We start from the raw sequence: 15,094 nt of genomic DNA on the forward strand, positions 1-15,094 counted from the left end.
GGTGGGGGTGGCCGGGCGCGGGTGACAGGCGGCGAGCGTCAGGAGGAGCAGCAGGGCGGCGTGGCGCATGGGCAAGGGGAAACTCTACCTTGCACCGGTGATTGCGCGGCGCGTAGATTGCCGCGCGCTCCATGGCCCGGGAAAAGGACAACATTGCTCTGTCCGATGAGCACAACACCCGCGGCATCGAGCTGGCGGACCGGGGCTGGCTGGACGAGGCCATCAAGGAGTTCCGGAAGGCCATCGACCTGGACCCCACGTCGGCGCACGCGCACGACAACCTGGCCACGGTCTACGCGGAGAAGAAGCAGTTCCGCGAGGCGCTCGGCGAGTACCTCACCGCGCTGAAGCTGGAGCCGGAGAGCGCCACCGCGCACTACAACCTGGCCTGCTTCCTCTCCACCCACGCCAGCGAGATGGCGGTGGAGGAGTATAAGGAGGCCATCGAGCTGGATCCGGAGTACCCGGACGCCCACCTCAACCTGGGCCTCACGTACGCGGACCAGGGGCGGGTGGAGGAGGCGATGCGCGAGCTCCAGTCCGCCATCGAGCTGGATCCGCAGGATGCCTTCCCCCGGCATGAACTGGCGGCGCTGATGATGGACGAGGGCGACTACCGCTCCTCCATCACCCAGCTGAAGGAAGTGGTGCGGCTGGAGCCGGACAACTTCGAGGCGCAGCTGGACCTGGGCATCTGCTACGCCCAGAAGGGCTTCTACGCCGAAGCGGAGCGCGCCTATGAGCGCGCCCGGGCGTTGAATGCGGAAGACCTGTTGCTCAACTACAACCTGGCGGCGCTGTACGCGCTGTGGGGCCGTCCGAAGGACTCCGTCCAGTACCTGCAGAAGGCGCTGGCGGCGGACCGTCAGAAGGTCCTGGGGTGGCTGTCCGCCGACCCCATGTTCGACGTGCTCAAGGGCGATCCGGACTTCGAAGCCCTCTTCTGAGGGACCACACAATGGAATGGGTTTTCCTGGGGCTGGCGCTGCTGCTGGTCGTCGCGAACGGCTTCTTCGTGGCGACGGAGTTCGCCATCGTGAAGATTCGCGCCACGCGCCTGCAGTCCCTGGTGGACGAGGGCACGCCCGGCGCGGGCATGGCCCTGAAGATGGTCAGCGAGCTGGACGCGTACCTGTCCGCCACGCAGTTCGGCATCACGCTCGCGTCGCTGGGCCTGGGCTGGCTGGGTGAGCCCGCGTTCGCGCACCTGCTGGAGCCGGTGCTGACGCGCATCGTGCCGGAGGGCTCGGCGTCGACGCTCGCGCACAGCGCGGCGGTGGTCATCGCCTTCAGCATCATCACGTTCCTGCACATCGTGCTGGGGGAGCTGGCGCCCAAGAGCCTCGCCATCCAGCGCGCGGAGCAGACGACGCTCGCGGTCGCGCTGCCCATGCGCGCGTTCTACTTCCTGTTCTACCCGGCCATCCGGCTGCTCAACTGGCTGGCGTCGCTGGTGCTCAAGGCGTTCGGCCTGCACTCCGCCGGTGAGTCCCACGAGGCGACGAGCGAGGAGGAGCTGCGCGTCATCCTGCACTCTTCCGCGCAGGCGGGCGCCATCACCACGGCCCGGGCGGAGCTCCTGGAGCGCGCGCTGGAGATGGCGCAGAAGACGGCCCGGCAGGTGATGGTCCCTCGCAACCAGGTGCGCTACCTGGACGTGGAGGAGCCGCTGGACAAGAACGTGGTGGACGCGCGCGCGTCCGGACACACGTGGCTGCCGGTGTGCCGGGGCAACCTCGACGCCGTCGAGGGCGTGGTCAACGTGAAGGACCTGTTCTTCCTCCTGTCGCGCGGGGAGCTGCGCAGCCTGTCCCAGGTGCAGCGGCCGGTGCTCTTCATCCCGGAGAACGCGACGCTGGAGCAGCTCCTGACGGAGTTCCGGCGCCGGCGCCGGCAGATCGCCATGGTGGTGGACGAGCACGGCGGCACGTCCGGCCTCGTCACCATCGCGGACGTGGTGTCGGAGGTGGTGGGCGACGTGGCGGAGCTGGGGCGGCGCGTGGAGGAAGTGCGTGCGCTGCCGGGCGGCCGCTTCGAGCTGCCGGGCACCGCGCAGCTGGACGACCTGGAAGCGCAGCTGGACGTGGACTTCGACCTGAGCGACGAGGAGAAGGGCGAAGTGACGACCATCGCCGGCTACCTGATGACGAAGCTGGGCCGCGTGCCGGAGAAGGGCGACCACCTCAAGCTCGACATGTGGCGCATCCTCGTGGAGGAGGTGGACGGGCCGCGCGTGGTGCGCGTGACGGTGGAGCCCCAGTCGCGCCCCTCCACCCCGGCGTCGGGCGGCAACCGTCCCTCGGAGCCGCCCGCGCCTTCCGGTGAGCCGGCCTGAGGCGCTTGAAGGGCGCCTCTAGCCCTTGGTGGCCTTCGGGACCTTCTTCGCGCCGTTCTTGAGCGCGGCCGGCTGCACCTTGGCCTTGGGCCGGTCCACCTTGAGCAGCTCCAGGTTGGTCTCGCCGTCGGTGGTCAGCTTGATGATGCCGACGTCCGGCGCGAACCACATCAGGCTCTCCATGGAGCGCCCCTCTGAACCGGGGCGGCTGGCGCGGGCCGTGGTGATGTTCTTGATCTTCAGCGCCTTGAAGGTGCCGCCCTGGACGGTGATCTCCTCCTCGCCCACCACCGTGGCCTCCTTGTCGAAGGTCGTGGCGATGGTGGGGCGCAGGCCGCCCTTCTTCGCCGGGGGCTGGAGCTTCACCGACAGGCTGTTCTTCCACGTGCCGCCCATCACCATCACGGACGGGGCCGGCACGGCGACGCCCTCCATGTTCACCACCTGCACGTCCATGCCGGACGCGGACAGGAGCGTGCCCTCCAGGCCGCCCAGCCCCGTGCGCACCCCTTGGGCGTCACAGGTGAGCTCCGTCTGGCCGTTGCGCCCCTTGAGGCTGACCGCGAGGAGGGCCTTCACCGTCCCGTCCGGGGCCGGCACGACGTCCTTCGTCGTCAGCACCAGCTCCGACGAGCGGCCGGCGCGGTACGTCAGCGCCAGGCCCTCCTCCATGGGAAACCACGGGTTTGGACACGGGGCCGGCGCTGCCGCCACGACCATGTCAGACCGGGGTGCTACCTGAGACGTCGGGGACGCGCCCACGAGGAGCGACAGGGCGAACAAGGGCTGAAACGTAGGCCGCCTCCAGAAAGGTCAAGACCAAGGTAGGGTGGGACGTCTGCTTTGCAAGGGTGATGCGAGGTCGCCTGCTCCCCTGCCTGTAGCACTGGACATAGGGTCACGCGTTGCAGTGTCACCCTTGATCACCGGTGGGGTGGCTGGTACTCCTGCCGATCGCTGCGGAGCCGATTTTCCGGCCCCGCGCGCGTTTTCACCCCGTCTCACCGTCGCCTCGTAGGGAGCACGCTGGCATGCGAATCAAGCGCCTGGACATCACCGGCTTCAAGTCGTTCATGGAGCGGAGCGTCTTCTCCTTCGACGAGGGCGTCACCGGCGTCGTCGGCCCCAACGGGTGTGGCAAATCCAACGTCGTGGACGCCATCCGCTGGGTGATGGGCGAGCAGAGCGCGAAGAACCTGCGCGGCCGGGGCATGGAGGACGTCATCTTCAACGGCTCGGAGTCCAAGCCGCCCCTGTCGATGGCGGAGGTGTCGCTCACCTTCCTCGTGGACGACACGGACACGCTGGCGCCCCAGTACCAGGGCTTCTCCGAGATCACGGTCACCCGGCGCCTGTTCCGCAACGGCGACTCCGAGTACCTCATCAACAAGACGCTGTGCCGCCTCCTGGACATCACGGAGCTGTTCCTCGGCACGGGCGTGGGCACCAAGGCCTACTCCATCATCGAGCAGGGCCGCGTGGGCCTCATCGTCTCCAGCAAGCCGGAGGACCGCCGGCACCTGCTGGAGGAAGCCGCGGGCGTCACCAAGTACAAGGCCCGCCGCAAGGCCGCCGAGCGCAAGATGGAGGCCACCGAGGCCAACCTCCTGCGCGTCAACGACATCACGGGCGAGCTGGAGAAGCGGCTCGACACGCTGTCGCGGCAGGCGAAGAAGGCGGAGAAGTACCGCAAGCTCAAGGCGCGCATGCGGGAGATTGATCTGCACTCGGCCAGCCACCGCGCGCTGGAGCTGATGGCGGAGAAGGGCGTGCTCCAGTCGCGGCTGGAGAACCTGGGCGGCGAGGAGCGCGAGGGCCTGGACCGGGTGAAGGAGCTGGAGGAGGTCATCACCCGGCGCCGCGCGGAGCTGGACGCGGAGGGTGCGGCGCTCCAGCAGTTCGCCGGTGAGGTGCACGCGCTGGAGAGCGCCGCGCAGCGCGACGCGCAGGAATTGGCGTACGGCCGGCGCGACTTCGAGGAGACGGGCGCGCGCGTGGCCCAGTCGCAGGCGGAGCTGGACGGGCTGCTCGCGCGGCAGGCGGAGGTGGTGCAGACCATGACGGCCCGCGAGGCGGAGCTGTCGGGCATCGCCGGGTCGTACAAGGAAGACGAAGTGGCCATGCAGGTGGCCCTGGAGGAGCAGCGCCGCGTCTCCGTGCTGCAGACGGAGATCTCCCTGCGCCTGGAGCAGGAGCGGGCGGGGCTGGTCGCCGTGGCCACGCGGCTTGCGAACCACGAGAGCAACCTGACCAACCTGGCGCGCCAGCGCACCGACCTGGAGGCCCGCCGCGCGAAGCTCGCGGGCGAGGTGGAGGCCCTGCGCGCCCAGGAGCAGGAGCTGGACGGCGTGCGCACGCAGGCGGCCCGCCACGTGGAGGACACCCGCCACCTGGCGTCCGAGCTGGCCGAGCGCCGGGGTCAGGAGGAGGAGGCCCTCACCCGCACGCGCGAGGCCTTCACGGAGAACGAGGTCCAGGTCATCGCGCTGCGCGAGGAGCTGAGCGACAAGCGCAGCCGCCTGTCCTCCCTGGAGGACATCCAGAAGAACTACGACGGCTTCGACCGGGGCGTGCGCGCCGTGATGGTGCGCGCCGCGGAGGCCGCCCGCGACCAGGGCATCTTCGGCCTCGTGGCGGACGTGCTCACGGTGACGTCGCCGCGCTACGAGCGCGCGGTGGAGGCCGCCCTGGGCGAGCGGCTCCAGCACGTCATCGTCGACAGCCGCGACAAGGGCCTGGAGCTGGTGGAGTACCTGAAGGGCCACGCGGAAGGGCGGGGCACCTTCCTGCCGGTGCCCTCCGGGGATGCGGCCCGGCCCTTCGTGGAGCCGGACCTGTCGCGCCCGGGCGTCCTCGCGCACGCGCTGCGCGAGGTGTCCTGCGAGCCCGCGCTGGAGCCGGTGATGCGGCTGCTCCTGGGCGACGTGGTCATCGTCCAGGACCTGCTCGCGGCCCGGGAGTACGCGGACTGGAGCCCCACGCCGTGCACGCTCGTGACGCTGGAGGGTGAAGTCTTCCGCGCCGACGGCACCATCACCGGCGGTGAGCGCGAGGGCGCGGCGGTGGGCGCGCTCCAGAAGAAGCGTGAGATCGCCGAACTGGCCTCCGAAGTGGCCCGGGTGGAGGAGCGCTACAACGAGATTCTGACCCGCCACTACACGCTCCAGAAGCAGATGGGGCAGGCGGAGACCGTCCTCAAGGGTCTGGGCAAGGAGCAGCACGCGGAGGAGGTCAACCTGGCCAGCCAGGAGAAGGACCTCCACAAGGCGAGCGAGGACCTGTCCAAGGTGCGCGAGCGGCTGCGCGCGCTGGAGGCCGAGGAGGGGCAGCTCACCCAGAGCCACACCGCGCTCACGCACGAGGAGGAGTCCAGCCGGGGCGAGGTGGCCCACGGCCAGGCGGATCGCGAGGCGCGCGAGGAGCGCGTGCGGCAGTACGCGGGCGAGCTGGAGGGGCTGCGCCAGCGCGCGGACACGGCGTCCTCGGACCTGATGGGCCTGCGCGTGAAGGTGGCCGCCGGCAGCGAGCGCGGCGAGTCGGCGCGCAAGGAGCTGGAGAGCCTGGTGTCGCAGCGCCGGGACATGGAGGCGCGCACGAGCCGCCTCCAGGGCGCCGTGACGGAGGGTCGCGTGAAGGTGGAGGCGCTGGAGCGCAGGCTCGCGGAGCTGGAGTCCACCCGGGAGCAGCGGGCGGAGGAGCACCGCGTGGCCGCGGAGGCGCTGGAGTCGCGCCGCACGGCGCACACCACCGCGACGACGGAAGTGCGCGAGCAGGACACCGCCTTCCGCGAGCTGCGCGGCCGGCTGGATGAGCTGATGCAGGGCCTGTCCCAGATTTCGCTGCGCGAGCGCGAGATTGCCCTGGAGTTGGAGCACCTGTCCGCCGGCATCCGCGAGCGCTACCAGCTGGAGCTGGCCACGGAGCTGCACCAGTACCACCTGCTGCCCACGCTCTCCGCGGAGGTGGAAGGGGAGCTCAAGGACCTGCGCGCGCAGGTGGAGAAGATGGGGGAGATCAACCTCACCGCCATCGACGAGCACGCGGAGCTGTCCAAGCGCTTCGAGTTCCTCTCCGCGCAGCGGCAGGACCTCCAGGCGTCCATCAGCCAGCTGCGCGAGGCCATCGTCCGCATCGACGCGACGAGCCGCGAGCGCTTCAAGCAGACCTTCGACGTGGTGAACGACAAGTTCCAGGCCATCTTCCCGCGCCTGTTCGGCGGCGGCCGCGCCAGCCTCGTGCTGACGCAGGAGGGCCCCAACGGGGAGCCGGGCGTGGAGATCGTCGCCCAGCCGCCGGGCAAGAAGCTGCAGAGCGTCAATCTGCTGTCCGGCGGCGAGAAGGCGCTCACCGCCGTGGCGCTCATCTTCGGCATCTTCCTCATCAAGCCCACCCCCTTCTGCCTCCTGGACGAGGTCGACGCCCCGCTGGATGAGGGCAACGTGGGCCGCTACAACGACATGGTGAAGGAGATGAGCCGCCAGTCGCAGTTCATCCTCATCACCCACAACAAGCGCACCATGGAGGTCGCCGACACGCTGTACGGCGTCACCATGGAGGAGCCCGGCATCTCCAAGCTCGTCAGCGTGAAGATGCGCGAGGCCTCCGCGCACAACGACGACAAGGTCCCCGCCGCGTCGTAGGCCCGCGGCAGGGCGGCGGCGAAAAGAAGACGGGCGCCCCGGAAGAATCTCCGGAGCGCCCGTTTCGCTTTTCCAGTCGCTGCTTCGGTGCCTGCTACTTCTTCTTGGGCGCCGTGTTGTTGTAGCTCTTCTTCGGGCACGCGCCCTGGTCCGCGGTCAGGCGCTGCTGGGCGGCCGTCAGGTCCTTCTGGGTGTTGGCGAGGGCCTCCTGGCTGGCGGTCTCCACCGGGGCCCAGCTCTCCTCCTTGGTCTTCAGCTCCTGCACCAGGGTGAGCGTCGTCTGGTCCACCGTCTCCTGCGTCTTGAGCGCCGTCACCCACGCGGTGGCGGACTCCACCAGCGCGTTGCACTTGGAGGACAGCTCGTCGAAGAGCTTGTAGTCCTTCGTCTTCGCGTACTTCTGCACGACGGCGTCATACGTCTCCGCCGCGTTGGTGCGCGCGCCGAAGGAGATGGCGGACGCGGCGGCGGCCTGGGTGCGCGCCAGCTCCAGCTGGAAGAAGCGCAGCTCCGGCGGCAGGCTGGCGGCGGTCTCCACCGGGGCCTGGGAGTTGAAGAAGACGAAGCGGAAGGGGAACTTCAGCTCGGCGGACGTCTTGGCGGGCATCGCCGCGACCTTCGCCTGCAGACACGAGGCGAGCTGGTCGCCCTCGGTGCTGCCGGAGGGCTTGAAGACGACCTCCGTGGGGTTCGGCTGGCCCTTCATGATGTGGATGTCGGAGGCCAGCACCGGCGGCGTCGTCGCCTTGAAGCCGTTGAAGCACTCACACCAGCTCTTCTCCGCCAGGCGCACCGCTCCGGAGAAGTCCGAGCCCTCGTTGATGCCCATCGTGACGGTGGGGTTGTTGGCGGTCGCGTGGTCATACGCGTACGTGGCCTCCACCGGCTTGGCGTCCGCCGCCAGCGGCGCGGGCTTCACGTGCGTGTCCAGCACCTGCTGGATGCACTGCGTGCCCGCGGGGGTGAGGTTCTCCCCGCTGATGGCGTGCGTGCCGCCCTGGGCGTTGACGGTGGTCTTCACCGTCACCTTGGTGCTGGCCGCGGGGCCGCGGTTGGCCGGGTCCACCAGACACTCGAGCACGTTCGGACGCACGCTCAGCAGCGCGCCCACGAGGACGCCCTCGTTGGCGGGGGACGGCAGGGTCTGCTCGCGCGGGAAGCAGGAGGCCAGGTCGAAGGGAGGCTGGTTGGTGATGCGCAGCCGCTCCTCCTTCGTCATCTGCTTCTGGCCTTCGGCGGCGGGGGCGTCTCCGGTCTTCTGCGAACCGGCACAGGCGGCGGTGAGGATGACGGAGGCAACGGCGAGACGTCTCAGCATGGTGAGGGGTTCTCCCGGTTGGGTGGTGGGGGACTGCGGGTGGGCTCTCACTTCTCCAGGCCCTCGGCGTTCTTGAGGTCCTTGAGACGAAGCCCGTTCTTCTTCAACAAGCGATAGAGGCTCTGCATGGACAGCCCGGTGCGCTGCTCCGCGGCCTTCATGTCGAAGGCCACCTCGCGCATGACTTCCGCGAAGTACAGGCGCTCGAAGTCCGCGAGCACCCGGTCCTTCGCCTCGTGGTACGGCATGCCGCTGACGATGGCGGCCACGTTGGTGGCGGGCTCGGCCCCTTCCGCGCGCTTGGGCGTGTGCGCCAGGAAGTCCAGCCAGCTCGTGTTGCCCGTCTCCTGCATCAGGGCGCCGCGCTCCAGCACGTTGCGCAATTCGCGCACGTTGCCCGGCCAGTCGTAGCCCTCGAAGAGCGCGAGCGTCTGCGGCGTCAACTCCAGCGCCGCCTTCATGCCGCGCGACAGGGCCTGCGACAGCGTGGGGATGTCGTCGCGCCGGGTGCGCAGGGGCGGCAGTCGCACGCGCGCCACCGCGAGCCGGAAGTAGAGGTCCGCGCGGAAGCGGCCCTGGCGCACGTCCTCCTCCAGGTTGCGGTGCGTGGAGGCGATGACGCGCACGTCCACCGCCACCGGCTGGCCGTCCAGGGACGGCACCTCGCGCGTCTCCAGCACGCGCAGGAGCTTGCCCTGCACGGACATGGGCAACTCGCCCACCTCGTCCAGGAAGAGGGTGCCGCCGCGCGCCGCCTCGAAGATGCCGCGCGCGCCCTTGTCCTCGTTCTCCCCGGCGCGCAGGCCGCCGAACAGCTCGCGCTCCGCCTTCTCCTCGGAGATGAGGTTGCAGTCCACGACCTTGAAGGCGCCGTGGCGGCGCAGCGAGTGCTGGTGCACCGCGCGGGCGGCCAGCTCCTTGCCGGTGCCCGTCTCGCCCTCGACGAGCAGGTTCATGTCCTCGCGCGCGATGCGGCGCAGCTCCGTGAAGACCCAGCGCATCTTCTCCGAGCTGCCCACGAGCTGCCCGAAGGACTCCGTGCCGGTGACCTCCACCTCCGTCGCGCGCGCGGCGACCCGCACCGCGAGCTTCGTCTTGCCCAGCTCCACCTTGTCACCGCTGGTGACGAAGGCCTGGAGCACGCGGCGGCCGTCGAGGAACGTCCCGTTGCGGCTGCCGGTGTCGCGCAGCAGCAGCCCCTGGGGCAGCCGCTCCACCTCCAGGTGGCGGCGGCTCACCGTCGGGTCGCTCAACACGAGGTCACCCGCCGCGTCCGAGCCCACGCGCACCAGCGAGTCCCGGGTGGTGACCTTCTTGCCCTTGTCCGGGCCGCCCACGACTTCCACCGTCCACTCATGGAGGGGGACCCGGGTGGCCTGTCCTTCGCGCTCCGCCTGGACGGTTTCCGTGACATCCGGCCTGTCAATCATGGTCCCTGACCCCTCGTCGCAACGGGTCGCGGGGGGCAGAAGCACCCCTCCCCGCCCTGGTCCCGCCTGTTTAGGGGGGACTGGACACAAGGGGCAAGAGGAAGAAGTGGGCGCGGAATCGTCTGTTGAAGGTGAAGACAGAAGGGGGCCTGCCGCGCCCGCCGTAGCCCCCTCCGCCGTCCCTGTCCTCGCGCGTCAGTACTTCGCGGGCGCGTCGCTCGCGGGGAACGACTCCTTGGACTGTTCATCCACGGCGTCGTCGTCCGGGTTGCCGCCGGAGCGCACGCTGGCGTTCGTCGGACCCTTCACCTCGCGCGTGGGCACCTCCTGCCGCGACGACGCGCCCCGGCTCTTGCCCTTCCCAGAGCTCGGAGCGCTCGCGGCGCGGCCGGTGCCGGCCTGCGCGTTCACCATGCGCGTGCCCAGCAGGTTCTTGGCGCGCTCGGCCAGGTTGCGCTGCTCGTCCTGCCAGTCGCGGAAGAGCTGCGCCAGCTCCTGGTCGCCCGCGGCCTCGGCGTCGCGCAGGTACTGCTCGCTCACCGACGCGCCCTTGAGCAGGTGGTACAGCGTGCTGATGAGGTCGTGATGCTCGTCCCGGGTCCCGGTCGTTTCCTGTCCGCCCGCCATGGTGTTCCTCCCGTCAAAGGGGTGAATGCCGTTGGCGGGAAGCTATGCACGGCGGCAGGCGACGGCGTCCGGACCCGGGGCCCGGCTGCCTGGCTGCCCTACGCGCTCAGCATCGGATCCAGGCGCTTCTCCTTGTCCAGCTGCGCCAGGTCGGAATAGCCGCCCACGTGCGTGTCGCCGATGAAGATCTGCGGCACGGTGCGCTGGCCGCCGCTCATCTCCACGAGCTTCGCGCGGGCGTCGTCGTCGCCGGTGACGTCCACCTCGGTGTAGTCCACGCCCTTGCGCTTGAGCAGGTCCTTCGCGCGCACGCAAAAGCCACAATAGGTCGTCGTGTAGATCTTCACGGGCTTCACGGAATCCTCCTTCAACGCGTTGGGGGAAGTGACTGCTGTCCAGATGCCAAGACTAAGGGCCGGTTGCGCCGCTTGCCACGGGGGCGCCCGGCTGCTGGCCTGCGACCCTTGAAAACACGACGGCCCCCGGGACCCCGAAGGGCGCCGGAGGCCGTCAAAGTCCCATCCCCGGAAACGAAGGGGAGGGGAGGGCGACTACATGCCCATGCCGCCCATACCGCCCATGCCACCCATGCCGCCCATGCCGCCACCACCACCGCCGCCCTTGTCGTCGTCCGCCTTCGGACGCTCGGCGACCATGGCCTCCGTGGTCAGCATCAGCGAGGCGACCGACGCGGCGTTCTGCAGCGCGGTGCGGCTCACCTTGGCCGGGTCGATGACGCCCGCGGCCAGCAGGTCCTCGTAGACGCCGGTGGCGGCGTTGAAGCCGTACGCGCCGGTGCCCTCCTTGACCTTGTTCACCACCACGCTGCCCTCCAGGCCGCCGTTGCCGACGATCTGACGCAGGGGCTCCTCGACGGAGCGGCGGATGATGTCCACGCCGGACTTCTCACCCTCCAGCAGCTTCAGGCCGTCCAGCGCCTTGAGGCAGCGGATGTAGGCGACGCCGCCGCCGGGCACCACGCCCTCCTCGACGGCCGCGCGGGTCGCATTGAGCGCGTCCTCCACGCGGGCCTTCTTCTCCTTCATCTCCGTCTCGGTCGCGGCGCCCACGTTGATGACGGCCACGCCGCCCACGAGCTTCGCGAGGCGCTCCTGCAGCTTCTCACGGTCGTAGTCGCTGCTGGTGTCCTCCACCGCCACGCGGATCTGCTTCACGCGCGCTTCGATCTCCGTCTGGGCGCCCGCGCCGTCGACGATGGTCGTGTTGTCCTTGTCGATGGTGATGCGCTTCGCGCGGCCCAGGTCCTGGAGCGTCAGCGTGTCCAGCTTGATGCCCAGGTCCTCGGCGATCATCCGGCCGCCGGTGAGGACCGCGATGTCCTCCAGCATGGCCTTGCGGCGGTCGCCGAAGCCCGGCGCCTTCACCGCGGCCACGTTCAGCACGCCGCGGATCTTGTTCACCACCAGGGTGGCCAGGGCCTCGCCCTCGACCTCCTCCGCGATGATGAGCAGCGGCTTCCCGGCGCGCGCCACCTGCTCCAGGATGGGGAGCAGGTCCTTCATCGACGAGATCTTCTTCTCGTGGATGAGGATGAGCGGGTCCTGCAGGACGACTTCCATGCGCTCCGGATCCGTCACGAAGTACGGGGACAGGTAGCCGCGGTCGAACTGCATGCCCTCGACGACGTCCAGGGTGGTCTCCAGGCCCTTGGCCTCTTCGACCGTGATGACGCCCTCCTTGCCGACCTTCTCCATCGCGTCCGCGATGATCTGGCCGATGGTGGTGTCACCGTTGGCGGAGATGGTGCCCACCTGGGCGATCTCCTTGTTGCCCTTGGTCGGCTTCGCCAGGGTCTTCAGCTCGGCGGTGATCGCCGTCACGGCCTTGTCGATGCCGCGCTTGATGTCCATCGGGTTGTGGCCCGCGGCGACCAGCTTCGCGCCCTCGCGGAAGATGGCCTGCGCCAGCACGGTGGCCGTGGTGGTGCCGTCACCGGCGACGTCCGACGTCTTGGAGGCGACCTCCTTGACCATCTGGGCGCCCATGTTCTCGAACTTGTTCTCCAGTTCGATTTCCTTCGCCACCGTCACGCCGTCCTTCGTGATGGTGGGGGAGCCGAAGCTCTTCTCGATGACGACGTTGCGGCCCTTGGGCCCCAGGGTCACCTTGACCGCGTCGGCGAGGATGTTCACGCCGCGCAGGATGGCGTCACGCGCGCGCACTTCGAAAATGATGTCTTTGGCCATGGTTTGAAGCCTCTAAGGTTTGGGAGTGGAAAAGGGTGCGGCGGGCTTCACTTCTCGATGATGCCCAGCACGTCCTCTTCGCGGAGGATCAGGTGATCCTCGCCGTCCAGCTTGATCTCCGTGCCCGCGTACTTGCTGAAGAGGATGGTGTCGCCGGCCTTGATGTCCATGGCGCGCACCTTGCCGTCCTCCAGCACCTTGCCGTTGCCGACGGCGACGACCTTGCCCTCGAGGGGCTTCTCCTTGGCCGTGTCGGGGATGAAGAGGCCGCCCTTGGTCTTGTTCTCCTCGGCGACGCGCTTGATGATGAGCCGATCCTGCAGGGGACGAATCTTCATGGCTTGCTCCTGTGAACCACGGTCTGGCCGGCCGGATTGCGGTCCGGGCCGGGATGCCGTTGGGGGTTGAAAAAGGGCCGGTTGGCCTGTGGCGTTGGCACTCGCACCTCGTGAGTGCTAACGCCAGCTCGCGGCGGATAATAACCAGGGACTTCACCTCGTCAAGCGACGTTGGTCCCCGGGGCCGTGTGCCGCTAAACACCCGTCATGCCTGTGCTTTTCCAGGAACTTTCTCCCCTGGCCACGCCTGCCCGGTAGGGCAGCACCGCTGTCACCCCGTTGGCACTCGCCCTCTCCGAGTGCCAACGTAAGTCCCTGATAAGACTCGGGTACGTTTTGCCGGCGCCCTCCGACGTGGCTAGGCTTGAGGGAAGTGTCCCCTGGCGGTCTCGGGCGACTTCCAGGCACCCTCGGGAGGTGTGGTCGATGAGCGGACTGGTGACGTCCTCTTCTTCGCTGAAGGAGTTCTTCCGGGAGCTGTTGCTGGAAGTCACGACCCGGCAGCGGGTAGCGCTGGGCGAGTCCACCGAGTTCTACCTGGTGAACCTGCTGGCGGACTTCGCGGCCTCGGACAAGCTCTTCAGCCGCGACGCCGAAGGCCGGCGGGAGCACGAGCCGCTGGCGGAGCTGTACCACCGGGCGCTGCAGCAGGAGCGCGACGAGCGCATCCGCACGCTGCGGCGGCTGGGGGATGTGTCGCTCTACAAGGTGGGCTTCTTCTCTGGCGCGCTGCAGCAGGGCATGGTGGGCCCGGACTACTACATCCAGATGGGCGGGGCGGCCTATGGCCAGGTCGCGGAGCTGGTGCCCCCCAGCGGCTTCACCGGCGTGTACCGGGAGCTGTGCGACAAGTTCCGCGCGCTGGTGGAGGTGCTGGAGGAGATCAGCGCCCGGGGGCTGGTGAGCGCGGGGCCCGCGGGCGCGCTGCGCGTCTACGAGTCCTGGGTGCGCACCGGCAGCGACAAGCTGGAGCGCGTGCTGGTGGACGCCGGATGGGTGCCGCGCAAGGGGCCGCTTGCCAACTGACGCCGTGGATTCGCCGGACGCACTCGACTCCCCCCTCGTCGGGCGCCTCCAGGCCCACCTGGAGGCCATCTACGGCTTCCGGTGCGAGGCGCGCGCGGAGGCCTTCGTGGTGGACGAAGAGACCGCCGCGCTCCTGGGCGGCACCGGCCGCGCGCCAGAGGAGCTGCTGGTGCTGGAGGCCCGGGGCGGCCTGGAGCTGGCGCTGTACCTGGCCCCGGCGCTGCTGGCCCGCCTGGAGCGCTATGGCGCAAGCCCGGTGAACTCCGTGCTGGAGGGAGACCTGGACGGCTACTGCCAGGTGACCGAGGGCGTCAGCCACTTCCTCTATGTCGCGCACACGGCGCACTACGAGCGCACGGTGTCGCTGCTGGAGCTGGAGGCCCAGGCGGAGGTGGACAAGTTCCTCGTCTGCCTGCTGCACCGCTGGGGCGAGGGCGTCTCCGGCTGGGCGCGGGAGCTGTTGGGCCGCCTCTTCGACCACGTCGCCTACCAGCCCCGGCTGTCGCAGGAGGAGCGCTGGCGCTACGAGGAGGCCAACCGGGTGTCCCGGCGCTTCTGCGCGCGGCTGATGGGGCACGTGGTGGAGCGGCGGTTGGACCGGCTGCTCGGCGACGTGCGTTATGCCTACCGGCTGGGGGCGGAGGCCAAGCTGCGCCACTTCGCGCACGGCGGTTGATGGCCCGGCCGCCGCCCGCTTCGGGTAGGGTGGAGGCCATGCCGCGCGAGGCATCCTCAGGAGGCATCGTCATCCGGGACAGTGCCGGCACCTGGGAGGTGGCGGTCATCCGTCCGCACGGGCGTCACCTGTGGGCGCTGCCCAAGGGGCACGTGGACCCGGGCGAGACGCCGGAGCAGACCGCGCGGCGCGAGGTGCGGGAGGAGACGGGGCTCTCCGTGGCGCTGCTCGCGCCCCTGGGGGAGATCCGCTACGTCTACCAGTTCCGGGGGCAGCGCATCTTCAAGCGCGTCCACTTCTTCCTCTTCCGCTACGAGGCGGGAGAGCTGGGGCCGCTGCCGGGGCCGCGCGTGGAGGTGGACGAGGTGCGCTGGCTGCCCCTGGAGGGGCTGATTCCGGCGCTGGGCTACAAGGGCGAGAAGGCCGTCGCCGGCCGGGCGCTGCGGTGGATGCGCGCCCAGGGCCTGGCGCCCGGAGTCCCTTCCGCGCCCGAGGCC

The 15,094-nt window shown here is 69.5% G+C and carries 13 protein-coding genes; 6 read left to right on the forward strand and 7 right to left on the reverse strand.

The genetic code is table 11. From position 1 onward, the window contains the following. Positions 1-131 precede the first annotated feature (131 nt). The gene (locus D7V93_RS20740; RefSeq protein WP_120531330.1) at positions 132-947 is read left to right on the forward strand and encodes a tetratricopeptide repeat protein; all 816 of its coding nucleotides are present in this window, start codon (positions 132-134) and stop codon (positions 945-947) included. An 11-nt stretch (positions 948-958) separates the two neighbouring features. Beyond that, positions 959-2,335, forward strand: coding sequence for a hemolysin family protein (locus tag D7V93_RS20745; protein WP_120645069.1), 1,377 nt, complete (start codon positions 959-961; stop codon positions 2,333-2,335). A gap of 18 nt (positions 2,336-2,353) precedes the next feature. On the opposite strand, the gene D7V93_RS20750 is transcribed toward D7V93_RS20745, so the two are convergent. Continuing rightward, positions 2,354-3,007 (reverse strand): TapB family protein, encoded by a 654-nt coding sequence (locus D7V93_RS20750; RefSeq protein ID WP_244237410.1) that lies wholly within the window; start codon positions 3,005-3,007, stop codon positions 2,354-2,356. A gap of 359 nt (positions 3,008-3,366) precedes the next feature. On the opposite strand from D7V93_RS20750, the gene smc reads away from it, so the two are divergent. Beyond that, entirely contained in the window at positions 3,367-6,975 is a 3,609-nt protein-coding gene (smc, locus tag D7V93_RS20755) for a chromosome segregation protein SMC (RefSeq protein WP_120645071.1), read from the forward strand. 94 nt (positions 6,976-7,069) lie between these two features. On the opposite strand, the gene D7V93_RS20760 is transcribed toward smc, so the two are convergent. The 6 genes from D7V93_RS20760 to groES all read right to left on the reverse strand — a co-directional run bounded on the left by D7V93_RS20760 (position 7,070) and on the right by groES (position 12,895). Continuing rightward, complete coding sequence (locus tag D7V93_RS20760; RefSeq protein ID WP_120645072.1) at positions 7,070-8,293, reverse strand: hypothetical protein; 1,224 nt, start codon at positions 8,291-8,293, stop codon at positions 7,070-7,072. 47 nt (positions 8,294-8,340) lie between these two features. Next, positions 8,341-9,723: an FHA and sigma-54 interaction domain-containing protein gene (locus D7V93_RS20765; RefSeq protein ID WP_120645073.1), complete on the reverse strand. Its 1,383-nt coding sequence runs from the start codon at positions 9,721-9,723 to the stop codon at positions 8,341-8,343. Positions 9,724-9,918: 195 nt separating this feature from the next. Then, positions 9,919-10,350: a hypothetical protein gene (locus D7V93_RS20770; protein ID WP_120645074.1), complete on the reverse strand. Its 432-nt coding sequence runs from the start codon at positions 10,348-10,350 to the stop codon at positions 9,919-9,921. Positions 10,351-10,448: 98 nt separating this feature from the next. After that, a complete protein-coding gene (gene grxC, locus D7V93_RS20775) occupies positions 10,449-10,706 on the reverse strand; it encodes a glutaredoxin 3 (protein ID WP_120615434.1) in 258 nt (85 codons plus the stop codon). A 195-nt stretch (positions 10,707-10,901) separates the two neighbouring features. After that, positions 10,902-12,557 (reverse strand): chaperonin GroEL, encoded by a 1,656-nt coding sequence (groL, locus tag D7V93_RS20780; RefSeq protein WP_120645075.1) that lies wholly within the window; start codon positions 12,555-12,557, stop codon positions 10,902-10,904. 47 nt (positions 12,558-12,604) lie between these two features. Continuing rightward, positions 12,605-12,895, reverse strand: a complete 291-nt coding sequence (gene groES / locus D7V93_RS20785; RefSeq protein ID WP_120600169.1) for a co-chaperone GroES — start codon at positions 12,893-12,895, stop codon at positions 12,605-12,607. A 426-nt stretch (positions 12,896-13,321) separates the two neighbouring features. On the opposite strand from groES, the gene D7V93_RS20790 reads away from it, so the two are divergent. The 3 genes from D7V93_RS20790 to D7V93_RS20800 form a co-directional block, all read left to right on the forward strand. Further along, a complete protein-coding gene (locus tag D7V93_RS20790) occupies positions 13,322-13,921 on the forward strand; it encodes a hypothetical protein (protein ID WP_120645076.1) in 600 nt (199 codons plus the stop codon). Continuing rightward, positions 13,911-14,597 carry a hypothetical protein gene (locus D7V93_RS20795; RefSeq protein WP_244237411.1) on the forward strand — a complete coding sequence of 229 codons (687 nt, stop codon included), beginning with the start codon at positions 13,911-13,913 and terminating at the stop codon, positions 14,595-14,597. The genes D7V93_RS20790 and D7V93_RS20795 overlap by 11 nt, the downstream gene beginning before the upstream one ends. A gap of 38 nt (positions 14,598-14,635) precedes the next feature. Next, positions 14,636-15,094: NUDIX hydrolase (locus D7V93_RS20800; protein ID WP_147451259.1), on the forward strand; the 459-nt coding region annotated here is incomplete at its 3' end.

The organism is Corallococcus llansteffanensis (genome assembly GCF_003612055.1).
GTDB classification, from domain to species: Bacteria; Myxococcota; Myxococcia; order Myxococcales; family Myxococcaceae; genus Corallococcus; species Corallococcus llansteffanensis.

Excerpts from the sequence above, each read along its gene's own strand:
- D7V93_RS20740 (WP_120531330.1), top strand. The coding sequence starts at position 132 with ATGGCCCGGGAAAAGGACAACATTGCTCTGTCCGATGAGCACAACACC.
- D7V93_RS20745 (WP_120645069.1), top strand. The coding sequence starts at position 959 with ATGGAATGGGTTTTCCTGGGGCTGGCGCTGCTGCTGGTCGTCGCGAAC.
- D7V93_RS20750 (WP_244237410.1), bottom strand. The coding sequence starts at position 3,007 with ATGGAGGAGGGCCTGGCGCTGACGTACCGCGCCGGCCGCTCGTCGGAG.
- smc (WP_120645071.1), top strand. The coding sequence starts at position 3,367 with ATGCGAATCAAGCGCCTGGACATCACCGGCTTCAAGTCGTTCATGGAG.
- D7V93_RS20760 (WP_120645072.1), bottom strand. The coding sequence starts at position 8,293 with ATGCTGAGACGTCTCGCCGTTGCCTCCGTCATCCTCACCGCCGCCTGT.
- D7V93_RS20765 (WP_120645073.1), bottom strand. The coding sequence starts at position 9,723 with ATGATTGACAGGCCGGATGTCACGGAAACCGTCCAGGCGGAGCGCGAA.
- D7V93_RS20770 (WP_120645074.1), bottom strand. The coding sequence starts at position 10,350 with ATGGCGGGCGGACAGGAAACGACCGGGACCCGGGACGAGCATCACGAC.
- groL (WP_120645075.1), bottom strand. The coding sequence starts at position 12,557 with ATGGCCAAAGACATCATTTTCGAAGTGCGCGCGCGTGACGCCATCCTG.
- groES (WP_120600169.1), bottom strand. The coding sequence starts at position 12,895 with ATGAAGATTCGTCCCCTGCAGGATCGGCTCATCATCAAGCGCGTCGCC.
- D7V93_RS20790 (WP_120645076.1), top strand. The coding sequence starts at position 13,322 with ATGAGCGGACTGGTGACGTCCTCTTCTTCGCTGAAGGAGTTCTTCCGG.